Genomic DNA, 24262 nt, shown 5'->3' with positions numbered 1-24262 from the left:
CGTTCTCCCTGGGCGGGTCTTATCGCGTGAACGACGTCGCGTTGCCCGCATCCACGTTGATGATGTTGCCGGTCGATTTGGCGGACAGGTCCGATGCGAGGAAGTAGATCGCCTCGGCAATGTCCTCCGGGAAGACGTTCAGCTTCAGCAGCGAGCGCTTGCGGTAGTGCTCCTCGAGCTCGTCAACCGCGAGCTTCGACGAGGCGGCGCGCTGCTCGCGCCACTCGCCGGTCCAGATCTTGGAGCCGCGCAGCACCGCGTCGGGATTGACCGTGTTGACGCGGATGCCGGCGTCTGCGCCCTCGAGCGCCAGGCAGCGGGCGAGGTGGATCTCCGCCGCCTTGGCGGTGCAATAGGCCGAGGCGTTGGGTGAGGAGGCGAGGCCGTTCTTCGACGAGACGAAGACCACGTTGCCGCCGAGCTTCTGGCGCCGGAACAGGCGGAACGCCTCCCGCGACACGAGGAAATAGCCGGTCGCCAGGATGTCGATGTTGCGGTTCCACATCGCCAGATCGGTGTCCTCCACGGGAGCCGAGGAGGCGATGCCGGCATTGGACACGAGGATGTCGATGCCGCCGAACTCGACGCTGGCCTCGATGAACGAGGACAGGACGTCCGGCTCGCTCGTAACGTTGAGCGTCACGCCGCGCACCGAATCCTGACCGAAGCGCTTGGAGAAATCCTCGACCGTCGCGGTAAGAGAATCCTGGTCGATGTCGGCCAGCACCACGCAGGCGCCCTCAGTGACCAGGCGTTCGGCCGTGGCGCGGCCGATGCCGCCGGCCCCGCCCGTGATGAAGGCGACGCGGCCCGCCAGGCTCTTGGGCTTGGGCATGCGCTGGAGCTTGGCTTCCTCGAGCAGCCAGTACTCGATGTCGAAGGCTTCCTGCTCGGGAAGGCCCTGGTACTCGGACACCGAGGAGGCGCCGCGCATCACGTTGATGGCATTGACGTAGAACTCGCTCGCGATGCGCGCCGTCGCCTTGTCGCGGGCGAAGGACAGCATGCCGACGCCGGGGATCAGGAAGATCACCGGGTTGGGATCGCGCATCTTGGGGCTGTTCGGGTGCTTCGACTGCTCGTAATAGCGGGAGTAGTCGGCCCGGTAGGCCTCGAGCGCCACATCGAGGCCGGCGAGAACCGCGTCGACGTCCGGCGCCTTCGGGTCGAAGTCGAGCACGAGCGGGCGGATCTTCGTGCGCAGGAAGTGATCGGGGCAGCTGGTGCCGAGCTGGGCCAGGGGCTTCAGATCGGCGGAATTGACGAATTCGAGCACCGCGTCCTGGTCGTCGAAATGACCGAGCTTGCGCTCCGCCTGGCCGATCCTGCCGCGGATTTCCGGCATCAGGCGCGCGGCGATCCTGCGGCGCTCGTCCCGCGACAGGCTGGACGTCACCGCTCCGCCGAAGGCCGGCTTGCCCGCCGTCTTCTCGGCGAACCACTGGATGGCCCGATTGATGATGCGCAGAGTCAGCTCGTAGCATTCCTTGGCGTCGTCCGCCCAAGTGAAGAGTCCATGGCTCTCGAGCACCACGCCCTTGGCGTCCGGATGAGCCCTGGCGAAGGCCTCCAGATCGAGGCCGAGCTGGAACCCGGGGCGGCGCCAGGGGAGCCAGCCGATCTCGTCGCCGAAGATCTCGCGGGTCAGCTCGCGGGAGTCCCTGGACGCGGCAATCGCGATGATCGCGTCCGGATGCATGTGATCCACATGCCTGTAGGGCAGAAAGCCGTGGAGCGGCGTGTCGATGGACGCCGCCCGGGTGTTGAGATTGAAGGTGGCGTGGGGCAGGAAGGCCACCATGCGGTCCTCGTCCTCGACGCCCTTGTAGAGGGTCTTCAGGGAGCGCAGCTTGTCCATGTAGAGGGTCGCGAAGCCGTCGAGCTTGATCGTGCCCACGTCGCCGCCCGACCCCTTGACCCAGAGCACCTCCACCGTCTCGCCCGTGAGCGGATCGGTTTCGGTCACCTTGGCCGAGGTGTTGCCCCCGCCGTAATTGGTGATCCGCTTGTCGGCGCCGAGCAGGTTGGAGCGGTAGAGCAGGAGGCCCGGCTCGTCGAGGGTGGCCGCCTTGGCGTCGTCCCAGTGATTCTCGAGGAGTCTGACGGCTTGGGTGGCGGTGTCCACGGTGTCCTCCTGATCGCTCGCAAGGGCGCAATCGGCCCCGGATTTGAGGCGAAAGGTGGCGGGACGCTCCGACGATGTCAACCAGAAACGATCAAATCTGATCAATTGTGATCACTATACGCAGGGACGATCCCAAGGTTGATTGACTGTGATCGGTTTACGGCTCAGTCTCAGCCGGACCTTGCGTGAATCTGAAAGGTCTTGGATCCTTCCGGTCATCGTCGCGCCGCACTGTCGAGGAACCATGCACGAACGTGAAAGGCACCGGATCATCCTGAGCGCCGTCCAGGAGAAGCCGGTCGCGACAGTCCAGGATCTCGTGGAGCTGACCTCCGCCTCGGAGGCCACGATCCGCCGCGACATCGCGGCCCTGCACGTTCAGGGGCGGCTGCGGCGCGTGCGCGGCGGCGCGGAGGCCCTTCACCCGGCCCAGATCGGCAGCCTCGCGGCCAAGCCGTTCCGCGTCTCGGAGGCCGAGAACATCGCCAAGAAGCGCGCCATCGCCCGCGAGGCCGTGGCCCTGTGCACCGAGGGCGACGCCATCATCATCAACGGCGGCACGACCACGTTCCAGATGGTGCATTATCTGACCGGCCGACGGCTCCAGGTCTTCACGAACTCGTTCGCCATCGCCGAGCATCTCGTCAAGCATTCGAAGAACCAGGTGATGCTGCCGGGCGGCTCGATCTATCGCGACCAGAGCATCATCCTGTCGCCGTTCGAGAACGACGTGACGCGCAACTTCTATGCCCGCCGCATGTTCATGGGCGCTCAGGGCGTCGGCACGCTGGGCGTCATGGAGCAGGACGCCCTGATCATCCAGGCGGAGCAGAAGCTCATCAATCAGGCGGACGAGCTGGTCCTGATGGTGGATTCCACCAAGTTCCAGCGCCGCTCGAGCCTCATACTCTGTCCCCTCGACCGGGTCTCCACGCTGATCACCGACGACGCCATCCCGGATTCGGCCAGGACCATGATCGAGAATGCGGGAATCAAGCTGATCATCGCCGGAACGACGGCGGGCGATCAGTCCGTGGAATCCTCATCGGCGGCCTGAGAGCCGGCGGGAGGTGCTTTGAAAGGGAGGAAGAACATGAAGGCATTTGCAAAGCTCGCCCTCGGCACGGCGCTGGGTCTCGCCCTGTTCGCCGGCCAGGCCAGCGCCCAGACCATGAAGATCGGCCTCGTGGCGAAATCCCTCGGCAACGGCTTCTTCGAGGCGGCCAACAAGGGCGCCCAGGAAGCCGCCAAGGAGCTCGGCGGCGTCGAGGTGATCTATACCGGGCCGACCACCACGACCGCCGAAGGGCAGATCGAGGTGATCAACGCGCTCATCGCCCAGCGCGTCGATGCGATCGCGATCTCGGCCAACGATCCGGACGCCGTCGTCCCGGCGCTGAAGCGGGCCGCGCAGCGCGGCATCAAGGTGATCTCCTGGGATTCCGCCGTCGGCAAGGACGGGCGCATCGTACACCTCAACCCGTCGTCGAACGAGCTGATCGGCAACATGTGCCTGAAGCTCGCGGCCTCCCATCTGCCGGACGGCAAGGGCGATTTCGCCATCCTGTCGGCCACCTCCACCTCGACCAACCAGAACACCTGGATCGCCGAGATGAAGAAGCAGCTTCCGAAATATCCCGGCCTGAACCTCGTCACCACCGTGTACGGCGACGATCTGGCCGACAAGAGCTATCGCGAGGCGCAGGGCCTGCTGAAGTCGCATCCGAACGTGAAGGTGATCGTCGCCCCGACCACGGTGGGCGTGCTCGCCGCCTCGCAGGTGGTGAAGGATGCCGGCAAGATCGGTCAGGTCTACGTGACGGGCCTCGGGCTTCCGTCCGAGATGGCCGGCGCCGTCCATTCCGGCGCTACCAAGGAATTCGCGATCTGGAACCCGATCGATCTCGGTTACTCGGCCGCGCAGATCGCCTATCGCCTCGTGAAGGGGGAGACCGACGGCAAGCCCGGTTCCGAGATCAATGCCGGCCGCATGGGCAAGATCAAGATCGGCGACAACGGCGAGGCCGCCATGGCCGACCCCTTCGTCTACGACAAGAGCAACGTCGACGAGTTCGCCAAGATCTTCTGAGATCGCTCCAAGCCATAGGGGAGGGCGTGGAGAGCCGCGCCCTCCCTGCACTCATCGGTGATTGACAGGCTTTTCCATGTCCGTGGTTCAGGCGCTTCCCGAGATCCAGGTCCCGCTTCTGGAGATGCGTGGCATCTCCAAGTCCTTCCCGGGGGTGAAGGCGCTCGATCACGTGGACGTCGCGCTCCATCCGGGAACGGTCACGGCGCTCATCGGCGAGAACGGGGCCGGCAAGTCGACCCTCGTGAAGATCCTCACCGGGATCTATCAGCCGGACGAAGGCGAGATCGTCGTCGACGGCGTTCCGGTGCATTTCGCCAATGCCGAGGCGGCGATCCGGAGCGGCATCACGGCGATCCATCAGGAGACCGTGCTGTTCGACGAGCTCTCCGTCGCCGAAAACATCTTCCTCGGGCACGCGCCCAGAAACCGTCTGGGCTTCGTCAACTGGGCGGCCATGAACGCCCGCGCGGCGGCGCTGCTCTCCTCCATCGACGCGCCAATCAGCCCCTACGCGCGGCTGAAGGATCTCTCGATCGCCCATCGCCATCTCGTGGCCATCGCGCGAGCCCTGTCGGTGGAAGCCCGCGTGGTCATCATGGACGAGCCGACCGCCGCGCTCTCCTACAAGGAGGTCGAGGACCTCTTCCGGATCATCGAGCGGCTGAAGAAGCAGGGCAAGGCCATCCTGTTCATCAGCCACAAGTTCGAGGAGGTCTACCAGATCGCCGAGCGCTTCGTGGTGTTCCGCGACGGCCGGTCCATCGGGTCGGGCTTGCTGGCACAGACCGGGCAGGACGAGATCGTGCGCATGATGGTGGGCCGCTCCGTCGACCATGTGTTCCCGAAAGCCGACGTGGCGATCGGCGCGACCGTCCTGAGGGTCTCGGGCTATTCCCATCCGACCGAGTTCGACGACCTCTCGTTCGACCTGCGGCGGGGCGAGATCCTGGGCCTGTACGGCCTCGTCGGGGCAGGGCGGTCGGAGTTCTGCCAGGCCCTGTTCGGCATCACCAGGCCGAGCGCCGGGTCGGTCGAGCTCGAGGGGCGTCCCATCGCCATCCGGTCGCCGGCGGACGCCATTGCGGCCGGCATCGTCTACGTGCCCGAGGAGCGCGGCCGCCACGGCGCCGTGCTGCAGATGCCGATTGTCCAGAACATCTCCATGGCGACGCTCGACCGGACCACCCGGGCCGGCTTCCTCCGGCAGGCGGAGGAGTTCGCCCTGGCCCGGCGCTACGCCGAGCGGCTCGATCTTCGCGCCGCCGCGCTCTCGGTTCCCGTCGGCACCCTGTCGGGCGGGAACCAGCAGAAGGTGGTGATCGGGAAATGGCTCGCCACGAAGCCGAAGGTCATCATCCTGGACGAGCCGACCAAAGGCATCGACATCGGGTCGAAGGCCGCCGTGCACGCCTTCATGAGCGAACTCGCCGGCGAGGGGCTGAGCGTGATCATGGTGTCGTCCGAACTGCCGGAGATCCTCGGCATGTCCGACCGCGTGATGGTGATGCGGGAAGGCCGGATGGCGGGCCTCTGGGAGCGCGGCGGCCTCGATGCCGAGACGCTGGTGCGCGCGGCTACGGGCAACATCTGACGGACAGGGAAGCTGGAAGGGACCGATGAGCCGAATCCTAAAATACCGTGAACTCCTGCTGGTCGCGATCATCGCGGTCCTGATCGCGGTGTTCTCCGTTCGGGCGCCGGGCTTCGCCGCGCCGGAGAGCCTCGCCAACATCTTCAACGACACGTCCATCCTGATGATCCTGGCGCTCGGCCAGATGGCCGTGATCCTCACCCGGTCCATCGACCTGTCGGTGGCCGCGAACCTGTCCTTCACAGGCATGGCCATCGCCATGACGAACGCGGCCTTTCCGCAGATCCCGCTGCCGCTCCTCGTCGTGGCCGCCATGAGCCTCGGTGCGCTGCTCGGAGCGATCAACGGTCTCATGGTCTGGAGGATCGGCATTCCGTCCATCGTGGCGACGCTCGGCACCCTGACGATCTATCGCGGAATGGCGTTCGTGCTCTCGGGCGGCGCCTGGGTCAACCAGACCCAGATGACGCCGGCCTTCCTCAACACGCCGCGCGCGTCCCTGCTCGGGCTTCCGCTGCTCGGCTGGACGGCCATCCTGGTGATCGCCGTCATCAGCATCGTGTTCACCCGCACGGTATTCGGGCGTGCCCTCTACGCCGCCGGCGGCAATCCGACGGCGGCGCTCTATGCGGGCATCGACGTGGGCCGCACCCGCTTCTACGCCTTCGTCCTGTCGGGCGCCCTGGCGGGCCTGTGCGGCTATCTCTGGGTGTCCCGCTACGCGGTCGCCTATGTGGACATCGCGGCCGGGTTCGAGCTCGACACGGTGGCGGCCTGCGTGATCGGCGGGATCTCGACCCTCGGCGGCATCGGGTCCGTCGGCGGCGCCGTCCTCGGCGCCCTGTTCCTCGGCGTGATCAAGAACGCGCTTCCGGTGATCAACATCTCGCCGTTCTGGCAGATGGCGATCTCCGGCTTCGTGATCATCGTGGCCGTCCTGTTCAATGCGCGGCAGGAGAAGCGGAAAGGCCGGCTCATCCTGCGCGACGCCGTGAAACGCGGTCCGGTGCCGACACCGGCACAGACCGAAGGAGCCGCCGCATGAGCACGCTCGCCCTGGAGAAGCAGCCGGTTCGGCGCATTCCCGACAAGCTCTCCACGCCGGCCGGCCGCGTCCTCGGCAGCTGGGAGGCCCTGCTGGCCGCCGTCGCCATCGTGATCTTCATCGCCAATTCCTTCGCGTCGCCTCACTTCCTCGACCCCTGGAACCTGTCTGACGCCACCTACAACTTCACCGAGAAGGCGATGATCGCCTTCGCCATGACCCTGCTGATCATCTCGGGCGAGATCGATCTCTCGGTCGCCGCCATCATGGCCCTGGCCTCGACCGCCATGGGGGCGGCCGCGCAGGCAGGCTTCCAGACGCCGGCGCTCGTCGGCACCGGACTCGGGGTCGGGCTGCTCTGCGGAGCCTTCAACGGACTCCTGGTCGCACGAATCGGCCTGCCCTCCATCGTCGTGACCATCGGCACCATGAGCCTGTTCCGCGGCATCGCTCAGATCGTCCTCGGCGACCGGGCCTATGGCGGCTACCCTTCGAGCTTCGCGTGGTTCGGGCAGGGCTACATGTCGGACTTCTCCTGGTGGCCGACGCTCCCGGGATTCGAGGTGGTGACCTTCGAGATGGTCGCGTTCGTGATCCTCGCCGTCGCGTTCGCCATCCTGCTCCACTGGACGGTCTTCGGACGCTGGATCTACGCCATCGGCAACAACGCCTTCGCGGCGCAGTTCTCCGGCATCCCGGTCCGACGCACCAAGTTCGCCCTGTTCCTGATGACCGGGCTCATGAGCGGCTTCGCGGCCGTCTGCCTCACGTCCCGCCTGGGCTCGACGCGCCACACCATCGCGGCCGGCTGGGAACTCGAGGTGGTCACCATGGCGGTGCTCGGAGGAGTGAGCATCCTCGGCGGCTCCGGCACGATCCCGGGCGTGGTGCTGGCCGCCATCGTGATGGGGCTCGTCACCTTCGGGCTCGGCCTCCTCAATGTTCCCGGCATCGTCATGTCGATCTTCATCGGCCTGCTGCTGATCCTCGTGATCGCGCTGCCCATCGTCGTCCGCCGCATCCGCTCGAGGAGCGCCGCATGAGTGCACGAGAAAAAGTCGCGTTCAAGATGCAGCTCAATCCCGGCATGGAGGAGGAGTATCGTCGCCGCCACGACGAGATCTGGCCGGAACTGGTCGAGCTCCTGAAGGATGCCGGCGTCGAGGACTATTCCATCCACCTCGACCGGGAGACCGGCATCCTGTTCGGCGTTCTGTGGCGGCGGACGGACCACCGCATGGGGGATCTGCCGAGCCATCCGGTGATGAAGCGCTGGTGGGCCCACATGGCCGACATCATGGCGACGAACCCCGACCATTCGCCGGTCGACAAGCCGCTCGTCACCGTCTTCCACATGGCGTGATCCCATGAAAGTCGCCGTGCTCGATGTCGGCAAGACCAACGTGAAGGCCGTCATCGTCGATGCCGGCGCGAGGCGTGAGCTTGCCGCCCGCACGCGCCCCAACCGGGTGCTGACCGACGGGCCCTATCCGCATTTCGACGTGGACGGGATCTTCGCGTTCTTCATGCAGTCCCTGAAGGAGCTCAACGCTGAGCACGGGTTCGATGCCGTCTCGATCACCGCCCATGGCGCGAGCGGCGCGCTTCTCGGGACCGACGGGCTCGCGCTGCCGGTCCTCGACTACGAGTTCCGCTACGCGCCGGAGATCGACGCCGCGTATGACGCGATCAGGCCGCCCTTCTCGGAGACATTCTCGCCGCGCCTGCCCGGCGGCCTCAATCTCGGAGCGCAGCTCCACTATCAGAAGACCGCCTTCCCGCGGGCTTTCGCAGATGTGCAGTCCATCGTCACGTATCCGCAATATTGGGCTTGGCGGCTCACCGGCATCGCCGCGACGGAGGTGACGTCCCTCGGCTGCCACACCGATCTCTGGCGGCCGAGGCAGGGGACGTTCTCCTCGCTCGTCGAGAGGCTGGAGATCGGTGACAGGCTGTCCCCCGTCCAAAAGCCGTCCGATCGTCTCGGCTTCGTTGCGCAGGACATCGCCGCAATGATCGGTCTTGCCCGTCCCGTGCCGGTCTATTGCGGCATTCACGATTCCAATGCCTCGCTGCTGCCTCATCTCGGCCAGCACCGGGCGCCGTTCGCCGTGGTCTCGACCGGCACATGGGTGGTGATCTTCGCGGTCGGCGGCGACCTCGATCACCTGGACCCCAAGCGCGATACGCTCGCGAACGTGGACGCCCTCGGGCGCGCGGTGCCATCGGCCCGCTTCATGGGAGGGCGTGAATTCGAGCTGCTGACAAAAGGCCAGGGGACGGCGACGCCGGACGCCGTCCGCCGTATCGTGGAGGAGCGCATCCTCCTGACGCCCGGCGTCGTGCCCGGATGCGGGCCGTTTCCCGCTGCACGCCATCGGATCGTCAACGCTTCGAACGATCTGAACCCCGATGAGACCTATGTGGCGGCTTCGCTTTACGCGGCTCTCATGACGAAGGTCTGTCTCGATCTCACCCGCGCGGCAGGCCCGGTCATCCTCGAGGGCCCTTTCGCGCGCAACGCCCTCTATGCGGAAGCCCTGTCGAAGGCGGTCGGGCGCACGGTCATTCCCGTCTCCGGCTCGACCGGGACGAGCATCGGGGCGGCGCTCCTTGCGCTCGGATCGTCAGATCCGCGCGTGCCGAAGGAGGAGCACGCACCCGCCTTCAGCCGGCTCCCGGCCGCATTTCCGGAGTATGGTGCCGAATGGCATCTCCTTGTGCAGAAGGATGCAGCCTGAAAGCCCCTGGAGCACCGTCGGGCTGCTGGACGCAAGTCGACGGATGCCCGACAGGGATCACCCAGCGTCCGGCCATCTCGTGTTCGATAAGAAGTGTTTATGTATCGTTAGATCGTTCGCGATGCATTAACTCGTTATAGTAAGAACAGCGATTAACCCTATCCCTAATCTGCCATATTCCAGCCGCACTGCGACGCTTAGCTTGAAGCACAATGACGTTGAAACATTGGAAAAGCGAAACAGGCTGCTGATGAAATTGGAACGAAAGAACCTAACGCTTCCCGCAGACACGAGCACTATTCTGTCTGAACTGGAACGCACGATGGTCGCATCGATCGCTCTGATGAAACGCCTGCGGCGTGAGAGAAGGCGTTCGGTCCGGGTCGAGCGCTCGGGCGAAGAGCAGAGCGCGTGACAGACGCGCGTTCGACGCAGTCTTGAAAACGGCGGCGCGGCTCTTTGCCTTTCACCATGGGGGTCCTGCAGGAACCTCGATGCGTGAGCCGCGCCGATCGACGGGACTCGCAATGGACGACGCTCCGAAGCGGCTTCGATAATCCGTCGGACAAATGCCCGTGTGGCGCTTGAACAGATCCCGGAAGAAAATCACGTCGTCGTAGCCGACAGCCCGGCTCACCTCCTGGATCGTCTGCCGCCCGTCCTCCAGCAATCGCTTCGCCATGGTCACCCGGACGATGTGAATGTAGCTCATCGGCGTGTGCCCGGTCGCATCCTTGAAGCGGCGGATGAAATTGCGCGGGCTCATCCCGACTCTCGCGGCAATGGCATCCACGCCGATGGACTGGCGAAAATGCTGGTGCACCCAATCCTGCGCGCGCTGGATATTCTCGTCCCTGTGGTCCCTGCGCAGGACGACATCGGCAAAGGTCGCCTGCCACGTCCGCGGCATCTCGATGAGCAGGGCCTTGGCGCATTGCAGGGCGATGTCGCGGCCTGCAAGCCGCTCGACCAGATAAAGGCTCAGGTCGGCGGCCGAGTTGATGCCCCCGCTGCAGGCGACGTTTCCGGCATCGGTGATCAGGTAATCCGGCTGCCAGTCCACGTCAGGGAAGCGCTCGCGATACACATCCGCCAAGGCCCAATGGGTCGTTGCACGCTCCCCGTCGAGCAGTCCAGCCTCGGCGAGCAGGGCGACGCCCGAACAGACACCTGCGATCTTCGCTCCTGCCTCGGACCATGTCCGCAGCCAGGGGATGACGCCGGCATTGCGCTCGATGACCGCGTCGATGGAATAGCCCGTCTGCATCAGCGTCTCGAGCGGCAGCCCGCCTGCCGGCACGAAAACGAGGTCCGGTCGCTCCACGGCCTCGACGGCGCTGGAGGGAAGAAGCGACACCAGATGGTCCGTCACGGCCGGGCCACCTCCCAGGGAGGCCGTCGTCACGCGAAATCGCGGTTCCGGTGCCGTGCCGCTGAGAAGGTTCCAGAGGGTTCCGGCATTGCGGAAGATTTCCATCGGGAGAAGGGCCGTCGAGGCGCATCCGCCATTCAGGAACAGAACGACCACATGGAGCATCGTGCGTCTCCCTGGCAGTCTTGCCCCCTCACGTTGTCATGATCGCCTCTCCCGGGCAAGCGAACTTCCAGGCACAGTCGAGCGGAGTTCGCCGCGTTTGCGGCTGGTGCCGGACGCGCGCGCCGACGCCATTCCCTTCCATCACAACGGGAATTTGTGCTCATGACGCCCCTCATCTCCCAGCGCAGCCGCCTCTCGGCGCGAGCCCTGCTGTTCTCCGCAAGCGCCGCAACGGTGATCGCCACGGCAGGTTCCGCCGTCGCATGCCCGCTGGGATCTCACGACAGCCCGCGGGTTCGCATGCTCCACGCCCTGCAGATGTCGGGCTCGTCCGGCGCGGCGCATCATCGGGATGTCGCCCAGCTTCAAGGGCAGCCGAAGCGCACGGAACTCGGCACCTACAGCCGCGACCTGCCGAAGGGCGCCGCGGCCCCGCGCGCGGACGGACGGCCGCCCCTCTACGGCAATCTGGGCCAGCTGTCCTGGGCCGTGACCAAGGACCGGACCGGTCAGGCGCAGGCCTATTTCGATCAGGGTTACCGTCTGGGCTGGGGCTTCAATCACGCGGAGGCGGCGCGTTCCTTCCGGGCCGCGCAGGAACTCGACCCGAACTGCGCCATGTGCCTGTGGGGCGAGGCCTGGGTTCTCGGCCCGCATATCAACTATCCGATGGATGCGGACGCGAATGCGCGCGCCCTCGTCGTGCTGGAGAAGGCGCGCAGCCTCGCGGCGGACAACGGAGACCTCCAGGTCGCCCTGGTGGCGGCGCTCTCGAAACGCCACTCGGCCGATCCCAAGGCGGATCGCAAAGCATTGGATCAGGCCTATGCGGACGCCATGGAGGAGGTGCAGGCCCGCTTCCCGCAGAACGCCCATGTGGCGCTGCTCACGGCCGACGCCCTCATGAACCTCACGCCTTGGGACTACTGGACGGATGGCGGCAAGACGCCGAAGGGAAAGACGGCCAGGATCGTCGAACTGATCGAAGGCGTTCTCGGAGCGCGACAGGTCGGGCCGCTCGAGGCGTATCCCGATCATCCCGGCGCGATCCATCTCTACATCCATGCGGTCGAAGCGTCGGACAATCTGGAGCGGGCTGTCCCGCACGCGGAGCGGCTGGAGAAGCTGATCCCGGGCGCCGGTCATCTTGTGCATATGCCGAGCCATCTCTGGTACCGGCTCGGCCGCTGGCGCGACAGTCTCGACGCCAATGTGCGTGCGGAGGCGGCCGACGAGGCGTTCCTGAAGCAGGGAAGCGCGAGCCTTCTCTATTCCGAGGCCTATTACGCCCATAACGTCCATTTCGTCATGGTGTCTGCTCTGACCGGAGGCGATGGACGCACCGCGGTCGCAGCCGCGCAGAAGCTCTCCGGCATCGTGTCGGATCGGGCCAAGCGCGAGGTACCCTGGACGCAGCCGATCGCCGCCGCGCCCTACAACGCGCATGCGCTCTTCTCGATGCCTGAGGATGTGTTGGCTCTCCCGAAGCCGGAGGGAGACTTCCCCTTCGTCGAGGCGGCCTGGCACTACGCCCGCGGCGTGGCCCTCGCCCGTCTCGGGCGGGCGGACGAAGCCCGGGCCGAAGCGGCCGCGATCGAGAATCTGGCGAAGAGGCCGGAGATTACCGCACTGCCGGATGCCGGCGTGCCGGGGCCGGATGTGATGACCATCGCGGCCCATGAGATCGAGGCCCGGATCGCGCAGGCCGCGGGGGATCAGGCGAAGGCGGCGTCGTTGTTCGCGGAGGCGGCCGCCATCCAGGACCGGCTGCCCTACATGGAACCGCCCTACTGGTACTACCCGGTGCAGCAATCCCTCGGCGCGGCGCTCATGGCCCAGGGAAAGCCGGCGGAGGCCGAGGCGGCGTTCCGCGCCGCGCTCCAGCGTTCGCCGAACAACGGATGGGCGGCCGCGGGGCTGCTCCGCGCCGCGCAAGCGCTGAACGATCGGACAACGGTCGAGGAAGCCGAGGCCCTGATGCGGAAGAACTGGTTCGGCACGGACATGCCGGCGCCGGATCGGCTCTGAACCGTTCGCCTCGGACGGAAGGCCCTAGAGCATCGGACGGATCCCAAAAGTGCAAGTCCACTTTTCACGTCCGATGCTTTAAGACGGCTCCGACGGGCCATCCGAGCCGTCTCCATCACCTCGCCGGGGGCGGCTCTCTTCGCCAGAACCACGCCGGGATCGAGCCTGCGCGACCGCGGATCGGGGTCGCCTGCGGGCCGTCGAGGCTTCCCGATCGAAGGACGGAGCGAATGGGTCCGGCCGCCTGCAGGAGGGCGTCGCTCAAGGCGACGTCGGCACCGCGTGCGGCCGCCACTTCCATCAGGCGGCTCGCGACGTTGACCGTGTCGCCTGTCGCCGTGATGTGCTGGTGGCTGTCGCCCCCGAGGCGCGACGCGAGGATGCCGCCGTAGTGGGCGCCGATCTTGAAGCCGAGGCGCGTCGCGATCCGCACCGGCAGGGCGGCGAGCCAGATCTCCATGCGGGCGCAAAGCGCGAGGCAGGCCGCCAGGGCATTGCCGGCATCCTGGGGCGAGGGGTCCGGCAGGCCGAACAGGATCATGGCGCCGTCGCCCATGAAGGATGCGACGATCCCGTGATGAGCGACCGCTTCCTCGTCGACGAGGGTGTGGAAGCCTCGAAGCACTTCCCGTGTTTCGTCGAGGGGGATGATTTCGGTCATGCCGGTGAACCCCGACAGGTCGATGAAGATCACCGCCGCCTGCTGGCGGATCGGCTGCATGAGGAACGTCGGGTCCTTCGTCAGTCGCTCGGTCAGGCTCGGAGGCTGGAATCTCCGCAGGGTCCTGCTCTGCGCGCTCAGGTGATCCGCCCGGCGGCGGTCGAGCCAGAGCTGCGCTGCCCCGAAGAATGCGACCGCCGGTCCGGCGGCCAGGAGAGGCAGGGATGCGCTGAGCCAGATTCCGCGCGTGAAGGCCGCGGCGGTGACGCCGATCCACCCGAGGGCGATACCGGCGATCAGCGCGAAGCCCCAGGCGCTGCGCTGCCACGAGAGCAGGAGAACGAACAGGACGGGAAGGATCACCGCCATGGCGGCATCGACCGAGCGCACGCTCCCGTCCCTCACGAGGCCGTCGCCTTCCGTCAGATGGGCAATCGCCGTGGCCAGAACCTCGACGCCGGGAAGCACCGGGTCGAAGGGGGTCGAAAAGGTGTCGCCGCCGCCCGTGACCGTCGCGCCGATCACGACGGTTCTGCCGCGAACGGCGTCCTCCGCGAGGGTGCCGTTCAGAACCTCGGAGGCGCTGACCGTGCGGATGGTTCCGCCCGGGCCGTAGAAGCGGAGCGGCAGGGCGTATCCCGCCTCGGTTCGGATCGATGCGCCGCCGAGGTCGATGCCGTCCGGACGCAGAACGGGATCCTGCTTCGCGGCCACGGAGGCGGCCCGCAGCGGGAAGGACGGAACGATCCGGTCGCCCGACCGGAGCAGGAGGGGGACGTGGCGCGGAACGCCTGAGGCGTCGATCGCGATGTTGACCACGCCAAGGGCCGCTGCGCCGGCCAGGGAGCCGAGCGGCAGGAGGACGTTGGCCGCCTCAGGGAGGCGGGCGTCCAGGCCGCGGTCGCCCGGATCGCGCGAAGCGTGCTCGCCCGGCTTGAAGACACCTGCGGCGGCCAGAACGCTCGGCGCTTTTCGCAGCGCCTCGGCGAGCGCGAGATCGCCCTCCGGTGGGCCGGGGTCGATGAACAGAATGTCGAGGGCGATCACGTTGGGCTTCATAAGCGCCAGGGACGAAACCAGCCGCGCCATGGTGGCTCTCGGCAATGGATAGGACCCGGTCGTCTGGATCGTCCGGTCGTCGATGGCCACGATGGTGATCGCGTCCGGAGCGGGACGCGGCCCCTGGATCACGAACCGGAGATCGGCCAGCGGCGCTTCCACGCGGTCGAGGAGATCGGAGCCGCCTCGCCAATGCGGCAGGGCAAGGCAGGCCCCCCAGAGCCCGGCCAGTGCTGCGGCGATCAGGGTCGAGGCATGGCGCAGCCTCATGAGGAGATTATCGCCCGAACCGCGCCAGGAGCGCGGCCGCGCGCGCGGCGGGCCATCGCCTGACCACAAGAGGCGCCGTCCCGGCCTCCACGTCGACGCCTTCGCCGGGGCTGAGCGTGACGCTTCCGGGTCCGCCGCTCGTTCGCCGCACGGCGACGCGGCCGGCCACCACGAAAACCGAGGTCCTGCCTCCCGCGACATCGACGGCCCATTGCGTGCCGCGCACGGCCGCGATGGCTTGCGGCGTGCGCACCTGGAAACTCCGCCTGCCGGTTGTTGCCGGCGCGTCGACCAACACCGCGCGGCTTCTCAAATCGACCGCGTCCGGACGGGCGTCGCGGTTCTGGTCGACGAGACCGAATTCGGCTCCCGTCTCCGCCTCGATCGTGAGGCCGTCATGGCAGCGCAGAACCTGCCTCTGCGGCGCTGCCGTCGGCTGCATGACGCAGCCGATGCCCTGTGCGTCGGCGCGCCCGATCCCGGCAAGACACAGGACGAGACCGGGCAGGAGGAGCCGCGTGACGGCCGCACGCGGTGCGGAGGGGCCGATCTGACACAATGCCATGCTTCAATTCCGGCGCCGGCGACAGGCAGGTTCTTGCAGGAGGACAAATTTCGCCGCTTATACTATGGAAGCCGAAGCCGGGCCAGGGATGTGCTGGATAGCACGTTCCGCTCCGGGCAATCCGTGCCGCCTCGAACCGTCGATGCGATGGCGCGATGTCTTCACAGCCTGCGTGCGACGAAGAAGAGGCGCGGGAATCGCAGCAGGACCTTTCCATCGCGCTGCACCGGATAGGCCTGCGCGATCTCGGCCTCGTAGCGGCGCAGAAATTCCAGACGGTCCTCGTCGGAGAGGACATCCAGATAGGGCTTCAATCCGGTGCTCTTGAACCACGCGACGATGGCCTCGGGGCCGTCGAGCGGATGAACATAGGTCGTCTGCCAGAGATCGACCGCGCATCCGGCCTGCCGCAGCCAGCCGTAATAGTCGGCGAAGGATCCGATCGCCTCCCGGGCATCGGCAGCCGGCGCGAGCCGATCGGCCCACGGTCCTTCCTGCGCGACCCTGGTCATGAGCCGATGGGAGGGCTCGTCCAGGTTGTCGGGCATCTGAACGGCCAGGCATCCGCCCTCCTTCAGGAACGAGATCAGGCGGGCGAGGAGCCGGGCGTGATCGGGAAGCCATTGGAGGACGGCATTGGCGAAGATCAGGTCAAAGCGCTCGTCCGGTTGCCAGCTTGCGATATCGCGCTCCTCGAACTGCAGATCCGGCAAGCGCTGGCGCGCCTTGGCGAGCATGTCCGGTGAATTGTCGAGACCGAGGATCCGCGCTCCCGGATAGCGCCTGGCGATCAGCTCCGTGCTGTTTCCCGGGCCGCAGCCGATATCGACGCAGTGCGTCGCGGCCTCCAGCGGAACACGCCCGAGGAGATCGACGGAGGGGCGGGTGCGCTCGTCCTCGAATTTCAGGTACTGCCCAGCGTTCCAGTCTGCCAATGGCGGATCCTCCTCATCGCTTCGCGCGAAGTCGCAGCGGATGAGGTCGCTATCTACAGCAGAAGCTCAATCAGGAGGAGCGAAAACCTGCTGGGGACGGTCGACGCCTCGCAGGCGATGGCGGCCGAGATCGACGAGCGGCTGACCGAGCTCCCGGGCGAAGACCCGGGACATGACCACCGGTCGATCGAGCTGTTTGGCCAGATCGAGGAGCCGGCTGGCGCGGTTCACGGCCGGGCCGATGACCGTGAAGTCGAGCCGGTGAGACGCGCCCACGTTGCCATAGGCGACCTCGCCGACATGCAGGGCGAGGCTGTGCGTCAGCGGCGCTCGGCCCGCGGACCTGCGGACGCCGTTCTCGGTCTCAGTCCTCGAACAGAACTCCCGGGCGGCCGCGAGGGCGCTCCGGCATGCGGACGCGCTGGTCTGCTCCGGTGACGTCGGGAAGATGGCCAGGACGGAATCGCCGATGAATTTGAGCACTTCGCCGCCATGGGATTCGACCACCTCGCCGATGATCCCGAACCACGCGTTCAGGTCGGCGAGCACGTCCGGAATCGGCGAGTGCTCCGACAGGGACGTGAAGCCGCGCAGATCCGTGAACCAGATCGCGGCTTCGATGAGCTCCACCGCGCCGCGATCGACCCGGCCCTCGATGATGCGCTGGCCCGTGCGAGGTCCGACATAGGTGTCGAGCAGGTCGATGGCGATCCGCCGCAGCACATGGCGCTCCAGGTAGGGGCTCAGCAGCTTCGCGGCGTATCCCAGCCGGTCGATCTCGGACGGATCGAAGCCCCGGGGATCGCGCGTGGCGAAGGAGATCGCCGCGGTACGGGTCTGATCCAGGAACGGAAGCGGGTACATCACGTAATCCGTCGCGCCCGACGCTCTCAGCTCCTCGAGCAGCGGCATCCCAGGGCAGGGTGCATCGAGCCTGCGGCGGAAAGGTGCGCTCGTTTCATCCACGATGCGGGTCGGACTGTTGAGATAGGACGGCGATGTCGCTGCGGTGGCCCTGTCGGATTCCCGCACGGAGACGCTCTCGTCCATCCAGACATGCTGCCAGCCGCTGACTTCCGGATGCAGGACCTCCAACCCGAGGGATGCGCGCCAGATCGGCTCGCCCGCCCGGACGAGCTCGCGGCAGAAGCCGGCGAACAAGTCCCTCACAGTCTCGTGCGGTGCCCGTTCGATCAGCCAGCGCGAGATCCCGTCGATGCGCTCCGGAGCGTTCATGTCTGACTCGCCATGATGCCCCATCTGACCATTCCGGCGACGGTCTGGCAAACCGGCAGGAGCGGGGCCTTGCCGTCGGAAGCGACGATTCTCCTTTTACGGATGCGGCGGAGCCGGTAGAACACACGCCCCGCCCGGATATTCTGCGCCATGGCCGTGTCATCGGGGCGAGCAAAGAGGAACCTCCCGTGACAGATCATCTTCCCGCCGTCCTCGATCAGATCGATGCCGACCTGGACAAGAGCCTCGAGCGTCTCTTCGCGTTCATCCGCATCCCCAGCATCTCGACGGATCCGGCCTACCAGGCGGAGTGCCGTCGGGCGGCGGAATGGCTCGCGGCCGAACTGCGTGACCTGGGCTTCGATGCCTCGGCGCGCATGACCCAGGGCCATCCCATGGTTGTCGGCCATCAGGTCCAGGCGGCGAGGGGGCCGCATGTGCTGTTCTACGGCCATTACGACGTGCAGCCCGTCGATCCCATCGAGCTGTGGACCACGCCTCCCTTCGAGCCGACCCTCGTGGCGGCCCCCAACGGCGACACCTGGATCGTCGCGCGGGGAGCCTCCGACGACAAGGGCGCCCTGATGACGTTCATCGAGGCCTGCCGGGCCTGGAAGGCGGTCTCCGGCACGTTGCCCGTCCGGGTCTCGATCCTGCTGGAGGGGGAAGAGGAATCCGGCAGCCCGAGCCTCAAGCCGTTCCTCGAAGCCCATCGGGAGGAACTGTCGGCGGACGTCGCCCTCGTCTGCGACACCGACATGTGGGACAACGACACGCCGGCCGTCACCACCATGCTGCGCGGCCTGGTCGGCGAGGAGGTGGAGATCACCTGCGCCAGCCGGGACCTCCATTCCGGCATGTTCGGCTCGGCCGCGCGCAACCCGATCCATGTGCTGGCCGAGATCCTCGCCACGCTGCGGGACGGCGAGGGCCGGATCACCCTGCCGGGGTTCTACGACGGGGTGCAGGAACTCCCTGCCGCCGTGAAGGAGCAGTGGAGCCGTCTCCCCTTCGACGAGGCCGGGTTCCTCGGACAGGTGGGACTGAGCGTTCCGGCGGGCGAGCAGGGGCGCAGCATCCTGGAGCAGATCTGGGCCCGGCCGACCTGCGAGGTCAACGGGATCGTCGGCGGCTACACGGGCGAGGGCTTCAAGACGGTCATTCCGTCGACGGCTTCGGCCAAGGTGTCCTTCCGGCTCGTGACGGGTCAGGACCCCGCCCAGGTTCGCGAGGCCTTCCGTGCGCACGTGCGCGCCCGGGTTCCGACGGATTGCTCCGTGACGTTCAAGGAGCACGGCGGCAGCCCGGCTCTCAGCCTGCCGCTCGACGGGCCCTGGCTCAAGCCGACCCTGGATGCGCTCACGGAGGAATGGGGCCGCGAGGCGGCTCTGGCCGGCACCGGCGGGTCCATCCCGATCGTCGGCGACTTCAAGCGGATGCTCAACATGGATGCGCTCATGGTGGGCTTCGCACGCTTCGACAACCGCGTGCACTCGCCGAACGAGAAGTACGATCTGTCGAGCTTCCATCACGGCATCCGCTCATGGGCTCGGATTCTGGCCGCATTCGCACGTTAGTCATGCGTGACTGGCTTGCCGCCTTCGGATCGGAGCCGCGAGGTTTCCGGTCCCGATCCGGGGCGACAGGCGGATTGTTCGGGCGTATACTCAAAGCATAGGTTACGGTTTCGCGTGACCCACCGGATGCCGCACGCACGGCCGTGATCTCAACTGCCAAGGTTTCAGCCCTGGAGGAGCGATTATGGCCAACTTTCACATTGTCGCCGGAGCAAGCGAGGTTCCGGCACATCCGGTCGTCAGAAGGATCACGCCTGCCGATCTGAAGGAAGCCCTGGCGAAGGGGTTCGACGACTTCTGGGCCATGCCGTCACACCTGGTGTTTCTCGGGCTGATCTATCCTGTCGTCGGCGTCTGCCTCGCCGCTCTCACCTTCAGCAACAATGCGCTGCCGCTCCTCTATCCCCTGGCCTCCGGCTTCGCGCTGATCGGCCCTATTGCCGGCATCGGCCTCTACGAGATCAGCCGCAGGCGGGAACTCGGCCTGTCGACCTCCTGGCAGGATGCGTTCAACGTCCTGAAGTCACCCTCGATCCCGTCGATCATCGCGCTCGGCGTCCTGCTGCTGGCGATCTTCCTGACGTGGCTGACGACGGCGCGCCTCCTCTATCAATCGATCTTCGGCTACGAGGTGCCGGCATCCTTCGGGCAGCTCATCAGCCAGGTGCTCACGACATCCGAGGGCATGCGCCTGATCGTCCTGGGCAACATCGTCGGGTTCGTCTTCGCCGTGGCCGTGCTCAGCATCAGTGTGATCTCGTTTCCGCTCCTCCTCGACCGGGACGTCGGCGCTGCCGTCGCCGTCTACACGTCGGTCAAAGCGGTGGTGATGAACCCGCTCACCATGGCCTTGTGGGGCCTCATCGTGGCGGCCGCGCTCCTCATCGGGTCGATCCCGCTCTTCGTCGGACTCGCCATCGTGATGCCCGTGCTGGGACACGCCACGTGGCACCTCTACCGCCGGGTCGTGGAGCCGCCGCATCCTGACGATGCTCACCCGGTGAGGTGAGGAACGTCTAAAGCATCGGACCCAAAAGTGGACTTGCCCTTTTGGGATTCATCCGATGCTTTCTTCTTGGATGAGAGCATCGGTCAGAACGGCCCCCGCGGGCCGCGCCAGCGAAACCCGGATCCACTTTTCGCTGGCGCGGCCCTCTGGGTCCGTCCGATGCTCTAGGGAGTGTCCCGAAGGCGGCCCTCGGCGGGCCGCCTTCGCCGTTCAGGGCCCTGGTCCGAAGAATGCGATCCTGGACAGGAGCGTGTAGTCGGATTCGAGCACCATGATGGCCACGAATACCAGGACGGCGCTGATCGGCACCAGGATGGCGTAGACGAGGGACAGGCGCTCCCATGCCATGTGCATGAAGACGGCGACGATCAGGCCCGCCTTCAGCAGCATGAACAGGATGATGAGGGAATACCTGAGCAGCCCCTGGAGCTGGAAATAGTCCACGAAATAGGAGCAGGCGCTCAGGATGAACAGCCAGGCCCAGACCATCAGGTAGAGCTTGATCGGATGCTGCTGGCCCTGCGCGTGGGTTGCTGAATGTGCCATGGTGCATTCTCACCAGAGATAGAAGAAGGCGAAGATGAAGACCCAGACCAGATCGACGAAGTGCCAGTAGAGTCCCATGATCTCGACGGATTCGTAGCGCCCCTTCCGGCTGGTGAAGAAGCCCCGCCGCTCATGATCGTAATCGCCGCGCCAGACCTTCCGGGCGATGACGAGCAGGAACAGCACGCCGATGCTCACATGGGTCCCGTGGAACCCGGTGATCATGAAGAACGACGAGCCGAACTGCGCCGCGCCCCACGGGTTGCCCCAGGGGCGGACGCCTTCGTGGATCAGCTTGGTCCATTCGAACGCCTGCATGCCCACGAAGGTCGCGCCGAGCAGAGCCGTGACCAGCATCAGGGCGGCCGTCTTCTTGCGATCGCGCCGGTAGCCGAAGTTCACGGCCATCGCCATGGTTCCGCTGCTGCTGATCAGCACGAAGGTCATGATGGCGATCAGGATCAGGGGAAGGGATCTGCCTGCGATGGTCAGGGCGAACACCTCGCTCGGATTGGGCCACGGCACGGTCGTCGACATCCGGGCCGTCATGTAGGAGATCAGGAAGCAGCTGAAGACGAAGGTGTCGCTGAGCAGGAAGATCCACATCATGGCCTTGCCCCAGGACACGTTCCGGAAGGCCTGCCGGTCGGAGGAAAAGTCGGTCGCGATGCTGCGCAACCCCGTCGCCTCCGCGTGGGTCGTCCTCAACTCCGTCAGAACCTGTTCCGCCATGTGCAGAACCCCTCTCAGGTCAGCAATTGCCGACAGATGTCCACAAAGTCTCCCGCCCAGCCGGTCAGCACGCTCAGGAAGACGAGCCAGGCGAGGAACAGAAAGTGCCAGTAGGTGGCGCAGAGCTCCACGGAGAGCCGAAGGGAGCGGGTGGCGGTCTCGCGCCATGATCTCTCGATGGTCCTTCCCAGAGCGACCAGTCCGCCGAGCAGATGAAGACCGTGGACGCCGGTCAGGACATAGAAGAAGGCGTTGGCCGGATTGGCGGCCAGAAGGTAGCCTTCGCCGGTCAGCTGCCGCCAGGCCAGGAGCTGGCCCGAGAGAAACGCCAGGGCGGAAATGCCCGCGGCGAGCAGACCGACCCTGAGCCCAGGCAGGTCGTCCCGCCCGGCAGCCGTCCCGGCCCCATGCAGCGCAAGGCTGCTCAGGGCGAGCATCGCCGTGTTGAGCCACAGAATTCCTGGGATCGGCACGTCGCGCCAGTCCGGCAGCTGCATGCGCATCGCATAGGCGCTGATGAACAATGCGAACAGGGAGCCGACGACCGCCAGGAAGATTCCGAGCCCGATCTTGGACGGCGGGATCGGATCCGCTTCCGGCAAGGCGCCGGTCGCTCCGTGTTCCAGCCAGGGCTTCGAAGCCAGGCCCTGGCGGGCGAGCCACCAGGCGGCAACGACGGCGAGCAGGCCCAGGAACAGCAGGATGCTAGCCATGGAGCGATCCCGGCGCTGCCCGGGTGATCCCGGGCTGGTTCTGCGGCAGGAAGTCCTGATCGGCACCAGGGACGCTGTAATCGTAGGCCCAGCGATACACGACGGGCAGGTCCTTGCCCCAATTGCCGTGGGGCGGCGGGGTCTCGGGAGTCTGCCATTCCAGGGTGGTGGCCCGCCAGGGGTTGCCGCCGGACGGCCGTCCGTGGCGCAGGCTCCAGAACAGGTTGAACACGAAGACCAGCTGGGTCGCGCCGACGATCAGGGCCACGATGGTGATGAAGGCGTTGAGGGTATGGGCCGATGGCGGGACGAAGGCCATCTCGCCCAGCTCGTAATACCGGCGCGGGATTCCCATCAGGCCGAGATAGTGCATGGGAAAGAAGATCGCGTAGGCTCCCAGGAACGTGACCCAGAAGTGGATCTTGCCGAGCGTGTCGTCGAGCATGCGCCCGGTCACCTTCGGGTACCAGTGATAGATCGCCCCGAAGATCACCAGGATGGGGGCAACGCCCATGACCATGTGGAAATGCGCGACCACGAACATCGTGTCCGACAGGGGGACGTCCACCACCACGTTGCCGAGAAACAGGCCCGTAAGGCCTCCGTTCACGAAGGTGACGATGAACGCGAGGGCGAACAGCATCGGGACGGTCAGGTGGATGTTGCCCCGCCAGAGCGTGAGGATCCAGTTGTAGACCTTGATCGCCGTGGGCACCGCGATGATCAGGGTCGTGGTGGCGAAGAAGAAGCCGAAATAGGGGTTCATGCCGCTCACGTACATGTGGTGGGCCCAGACCACGAAGCTCAACGCCCCGATGGCGAGCAGCGCCCAGACCATCATGCGGTAGCCGAAGATGTTGCGCCGCGCATGGGTGCTGATCAGGTCCGACACGATGCCGAAGGCCGGCAGGGCGACGATGTAGACTTCGGGATGGCCGAAGAACCAGAACAGGTGCTGGAAGAGCAGGGGGGAGCCGCCGTTGCGTTCCAGGGGCTGACCCATCTCGACGATGGCCGGCATGAAGAAGCTGGTCCCGAAGATCCTGTCGAAGAGCATCATCACGGCGCCGACGAAAAGGGCCGGGAAGGCGAGAAGAGCCATGAAGCTCGCGGTGAAGATCCCCCACACCGTGAGAGGCATGCGCATCAGGGTCATGCCGCGCGCCCGCGCCTGCAGAACCGTCACCACGTAGTTCAGACCGCCCATGGTGAATCCGATGATGAAGATCATCAGGGAGACGAGCATCATGATGATGCCCCATTCCTGGCCGCCCGGCGTGCCGGAGAGGATGGCCTGCGGAGGATAGAGCGTCCAGCCTGCGCCGGTCGGGCCGCCGGGCGCGAAGAAGCTCCCCACCAGGACCAGGACGGCGAGCAGATAGACCCAGAAGCTCAGCATGTTGACATAGGGAAAGACCATGTCGCGCGCGCCGACCATCAGGGGGATGAGGTAGTTGCCGAAGCCGCCCAGGAACAGGGCCGTGAGCACATAGACCACCATCATCATGCCGTGCATGGTGATGAACTGGTAATAGGCGTTGGCATCGATGAAGGAGAACACGCCCGGGAAGCCGAGCTGCAACCGCATCAGCCACGACAGCACGAGCGCGATCAGCCCGACCGAGAGCGCGACGAACGAATACTGGATGGCGATGACCTTCGCATCCTGGCTGAAGACGTATTTCGTCACCCAGCTATGGGGATGATAGAGTTCGACATCTTCGACATCCGCCGGGACGCCGACTCCGGCAGGACCAAGTGGCATGTCGACCATCGGGAGGCTCTCCTCGATCAGTACCG

Annotated in this window: 22 protein-coding genes; 11 read left to right on the top strand and 11 right to left on the bottom strand. The window is 66.1% G+C overall.

What is annotated here, in order from left to right:
• Window positions 1-19 precede the first annotated feature (19 nt).
• Window positions 20-2125 carry a bifunctional rhamnulose-1-phosphate aldolase/short-chain dehydrogenase gene (locus tag OCW50_RS04065; protein ID WP_262296531.1) on the bottom strand — a complete coding sequence of 702 codons (2106 nt, stop codon included), beginning with the start codon at window positions 2123-2125 and terminating at the stop codon, window positions 20-22.
• Between the two features lie 244 nt (window positions 2126-2369).
• Between OCW50_RS04065 and OCW50_RS04060 the strand changes: the two genes are divergently transcribed.
• The 8 genes from OCW50_RS04060 (at window position 2370) to OCW50_RS04025 (ending at window position 10009) form a co-directional block, all read left to right on the top strand.
• On the top strand, window positions 2370-3182 hold the full coding sequence (locus tag OCW50_RS04060) for a DeoR/GlpR family DNA-binding transcription regulator (RefSeq protein ID WP_262296530.1): 813 nt from the start codon (window positions 2370-2372) through the stop codon (window positions 3180-3182).
• Window positions 3183-3218: 36 nt separating this feature from the next.
• Window positions 3219-4214: a rhamnose ABC transporter substrate-binding protein gene (rhaS, locus tag OCW50_RS04055; RefSeq protein ID WP_262296529.1), complete on the top strand. Its 996-nt coding sequence runs from the start codon at window positions 3219-3221 to the stop codon at window positions 4212-4214.
• A 76-nt stretch (window positions 4215-4290) separates the two neighbouring features.
• Entirely contained in the window at window positions 4291-5808 is a 1518-nt protein-coding gene (locus tag OCW50_RS04050; RefSeq protein WP_262296528.1) for a sugar ABC transporter ATP-binding protein, read from the top strand.
• 25 nt (window positions 5809-5833) lie between these two features.
• On the top strand, window positions 5834-6853 hold the full coding sequence (locus OCW50_RS04045) for an ABC transporter permease (RefSeq protein WP_262296527.1): 1020 nt from the start codon (window positions 5834-5836) through the stop codon (window positions 6851-6853).
• Window positions 6850-7896: an ABC transporter permease gene (locus OCW50_RS04040; protein WP_262296526.1), complete on the top strand. Its 1047-nt coding sequence runs from the start codon at window positions 6850-6852 to the stop codon at window positions 7894-7896. Before OCW50_RS04045 ends, OCW50_RS04040 begins: the two co-directional genes overlap by 4 nt.
• Window positions 7893-8216: an L-rhamnose mutarotase gene (rhaM, locus tag OCW50_RS04035; protein ID WP_262270169.1), complete on the top strand. Its 324-nt coding sequence runs from the start codon at window positions 7893-7895 to the stop codon at window positions 8214-8216. Before OCW50_RS04040 ends, rhaM begins: the two co-directional genes overlap by 4 nt.
• A 4-nt stretch (window positions 8217-8220) precedes the next feature.
• Window positions 8221-9594 carry an FGGY-family carbohydrate kinase gene (locus OCW50_RS04030; protein WP_262296525.1) on the top strand — a complete coding sequence of 458 codons (1374 nt, stop codon included), beginning with the start codon at window positions 8221-8223 and terminating at the stop codon, window positions 9592-9594.
• 202 nt (window positions 9595-9796) lie between these two features.
• Complete coding sequence (locus OCW50_RS04025; protein ID WP_262270167.1) at window positions 9797-10009, top strand: hypothetical protein; 213 nt, start codon at window positions 9797-9799, stop codon at window positions 10007-10009.
• A gap of 51 nt (window positions 10010-10060) precedes the next feature.
• On the opposite strand, the gene OCW50_RS04020 is transcribed toward OCW50_RS04025, so the two are convergent.
• A complete protein-coding gene (locus OCW50_RS04020; RefSeq protein ID WP_262270166.1) occupies window positions 10061-11131 on the bottom strand; it encodes a GlxA family transcriptional regulator in 1071 nt (356 codons plus the stop codon).
• A gap of 162 nt (window positions 11132-11293) precedes the next feature.
• Here OCW50_RS04020 and OCW50_RS04015 point away from each other — a divergent pair, with 162 nt between their 5' ends.
• Window positions 11294-13159, top strand: a complete 1866-nt coding sequence (locus tag OCW50_RS04015) for a tetratricopeptide repeat protein (protein ID WP_262296524.1) — start codon at window positions 11294-11296, stop codon at window positions 13157-13159.
• Between the two features lie 115 nt (window positions 13160-13274).
• On the opposite strand, the gene OCW50_RS04010 is transcribed toward OCW50_RS04015, so the two are convergent.
• The 5 genes from OCW50_RS04010 to OCW50_RS03990 all read right to left on the bottom strand — a co-directional run bounded on the left by OCW50_RS04010 (window position 13275) and on the right by OCW50_RS03990 (window position 18037).
• On the bottom strand, window positions 13275-15149 hold the full coding sequence (locus OCW50_RS04010) for a CHASE2 domain-containing protein (RefSeq protein ID WP_262296523.1): 1875 nt from the start codon (window positions 15147-15149) through the stop codon (window positions 13275-13277).
• Window positions 15150-15156: 7 nt separating this feature from the next.
• Entirely contained in the window at window positions 15157-15714 is a 558-nt protein-coding gene (locus tag OCW50_RS04005; protein WP_262296522.1) for a FecR domain-containing protein, read from the bottom strand.
• Window positions 15715-15875: 161 nt separating this feature from the next.
• Window positions 15876-16649 carry a trans-aconitate 2-methyltransferase gene (gene tam, locus OCW50_RS04000; RefSeq protein ID WP_262296521.1) on the bottom strand — a complete coding sequence of 258 codons (774 nt, stop codon included), beginning with the start codon at window positions 16647-16649 and terminating at the stop codon, window positions 15876-15878.
• A gap of 66 nt (window positions 16650-16715) precedes the next feature.
• Window positions 16716-17885, bottom strand: a complete 1170-nt coding sequence (locus OCW50_RS03995; protein ID WP_262270160.1) for an adenylate/guanylate cyclase domain-containing protein — start codon at window positions 17883-17885, stop codon at window positions 16716-16718.
• Entirely contained in the window at window positions 17882-18037 is a 156-nt protein-coding gene (locus OCW50_RS03990) for a hypothetical protein (protein WP_262296520.1), read from the bottom strand. The genes OCW50_RS03995 and OCW50_RS03990 overlap by 4 nt, the downstream gene beginning before the upstream one ends.
• 36 nt (window positions 18038-18073) lie before the next feature.
• Here OCW50_RS03990 and OCW50_RS03985 point away from each other — a divergent pair, with 36 nt between their 5' ends.
• Window positions 18074-19462 carry a dipeptidase gene (locus tag OCW50_RS03985; protein WP_262296519.1) on the top strand — a complete coding sequence of 463 codons (1389 nt, stop codon included), beginning with the start codon at window positions 18074-18076 and terminating at the stop codon, window positions 19460-19462.
• A 184-nt stretch (window positions 19463-19646) separates the two neighbouring features.
• A complete protein-coding gene (locus tag OCW50_RS03980) occupies window positions 19647-20471 on the top strand; it encodes a DUF2189 domain-containing protein (RefSeq protein WP_262270157.1) in 825 nt (274 codons plus the stop codon).
• A gap of 210 nt (window positions 20472-20681) precedes the next feature.
• Here OCW50_RS03980 and OCW50_RS03975 read toward each other — a convergent pair whose 3' ends face one another.
• From OCW50_RS03975 to ctaD, 4 genes are read right to left on the bottom strand one after another with little or no spacing between them, the layout of a single operon-like run.
• Entirely contained in the window at window positions 20682-21017 is a 336-nt protein-coding gene (locus tag OCW50_RS03975; protein ID WP_262296518.1) for a cytochrome C oxidase subunit IV family protein, read from the bottom strand.
• Window positions 21018-21026: 9 nt separating this feature from the next.
• Entirely contained in the window at window positions 21027-21749 is a 723-nt protein-coding gene (locus tag OCW50_RS03970; protein ID WP_262296517.1) for a heme-copper oxidase subunit III family protein, read from the bottom strand.
• A 14-nt stretch (window positions 21750-21763) separates the two neighbouring features.
• Complete coding sequence (locus OCW50_RS03965; protein WP_262296516.1) at window positions 21764-22462, bottom strand: cytochrome c oxidase subunit 3; 699 nt, start codon at window positions 22460-22462, stop codon at window positions 21764-21766.
• Window positions 22455-24236: a cytochrome c oxidase subunit I gene (gene ctaD / locus OCW50_RS03960; protein ID WP_262296515.1), complete on the bottom strand. Its 1782-nt coding sequence runs from the start codon at window positions 24234-24236 to the stop codon at window positions 22455-22457. Before ctaD ends, OCW50_RS03965 begins: the two co-directional genes overlap by 8 nt.
• Window positions 24237-24262: the final 26 nt, after the last annotated feature.

It is taken from the genome of Microvirga sesbaniae, from assembly GCF_025460805.1.
Lineage (GTDB): Bacteria > Pseudomonadota > Alphaproteobacteria > Rhizobiales > Beijerinckiaceae > Microvirga > Microvirga sesbaniae.
This window is presented reverse-complemented; position numbering and strand designations above follow the sequence as displayed.

What these genes read in the sequence shown, in the direction of transcription:
- ctaD (WP_262296515.1), bottom strand. Translation starts at nt 24,236, where the DNA reads ATGGTCGACATGCCACTTGGTCCTGCCGGAGTCGGCGTCCCGGCGGAT.
- OCW50_RS03990 (WP_262296520.1), bottom strand. Translation starts at nt 18,037, where the DNA reads ATGGCGCAGAATATCCGGGCGGGGCGTGTGTTCTACCGGCTCCGCCGC.
- OCW50_RS03975 (WP_262296518.1), bottom strand. Translation starts at nt 21,017, where the DNA reads ATGGCACATTCAGCAACCCACGCGCAGGGCCAGCAGCATCCGATCAAG.
- OCW50_RS04045 (WP_262296527.1), top strand. Translation starts at nt 5,834, where the DNA reads ATGAGCCGAATCCTAAAATACCGTGAACTCCTGCTGGTCGCGATCATC.
- OCW50_RS03995 (WP_262270160.1), bottom strand. Translation starts at nt 17,885, where the DNA reads ATGAACGCTCCGGAGCGCATCGACGGGATCTCGCGCTGGCTGATCGAA.
- OCW50_RS04030 (WP_262296525.1), top strand. Translation starts at nt 8,221, where the DNA reads ATGAAAGTCGCCGTGCTCGATGTCGGCAAGACCAACGTGAAGGCCGTC.
- OCW50_RS03970 (WP_262296517.1), bottom strand. Translation starts at nt 21,749, where the DNA reads ATGGCGGAACAGGTTCTGACGGAGTTGAGGACGACCCACGCGGAGGCG.
- OCW50_RS04020 (WP_262270166.1), bottom strand. Translation starts at nt 11,131, where the DNA reads ATGCTCCATGTGGTCGTTCTGTTCCTGAATGGCGGATGCGCCTCGACG.
- OCW50_RS04010 (WP_262296523.1), bottom strand. Translation starts at nt 15,149, where the DNA reads ATGAGGCTGCGCCATGCCTCGACCCTGATCGCCGCAGCACTGGCCGGG.
- OCW50_RS04040 (WP_262296526.1), top strand. Translation starts at nt 6,850, where the DNA reads ATGAGCACGCTCGCCCTGGAGAAGCAGCCGGTTCGGCGCATTCCCGAC.
- OCW50_RS04050 (WP_262296528.1), top strand. Translation starts at nt 4,291, where the DNA reads ATGTCCGTGGTTCAGGCGCTTCCCGAGATCCAGGTCCCGCTTCTGGAG.
- rhaS (WP_262296529.1), top strand. Translation starts at nt 3,219, where the DNA reads ATGAAGGCATTTGCAAAGCTCGCCCTCGGCACGGCGCTGGGTCTCGCC.
- OCW50_RS03965 (WP_262296516.1), bottom strand. Translation starts at nt 22,462, where the DNA reads ATGGCTAGCATCCTGCTGTTCCTGGGCCTGCTCGCCGTCGTTGCCGCC.
- OCW50_RS03980 (WP_262270157.1), top strand. Translation starts at nt 19,647, where the DNA reads ATGGCCAACTTTCACATTGTCGCCGGAGCAAGCGAGGTTCCGGCACAT.
- OCW50_RS04015 (WP_262296524.1), top strand. Translation starts at nt 11,294, where the DNA reads ATGACGCCCCTCATCTCCCAGCGCAGCCGCCTCTCGGCGCGAGCCCTG.
- rhaM (WP_262270169.1), top strand. Translation starts at nt 7,893, where the DNA reads ATGAGTGCACGAGAAAAAGTCGCGTTCAAGATGCAGCTCAATCCCGGC.
- OCW50_RS04060 (WP_262296530.1), top strand. Translation starts at nt 2,370, where the DNA reads ATGCACGAACGTGAAAGGCACCGGATCATCCTGAGCGCCGTCCAGGAG.
- OCW50_RS04005 (WP_262296522.1), bottom strand. Translation starts at nt 15,714, where the DNA reads ATGGCATTGTGTCAGATCGGCCCCTCCGCACCGCGTGCGGCCGTCACG.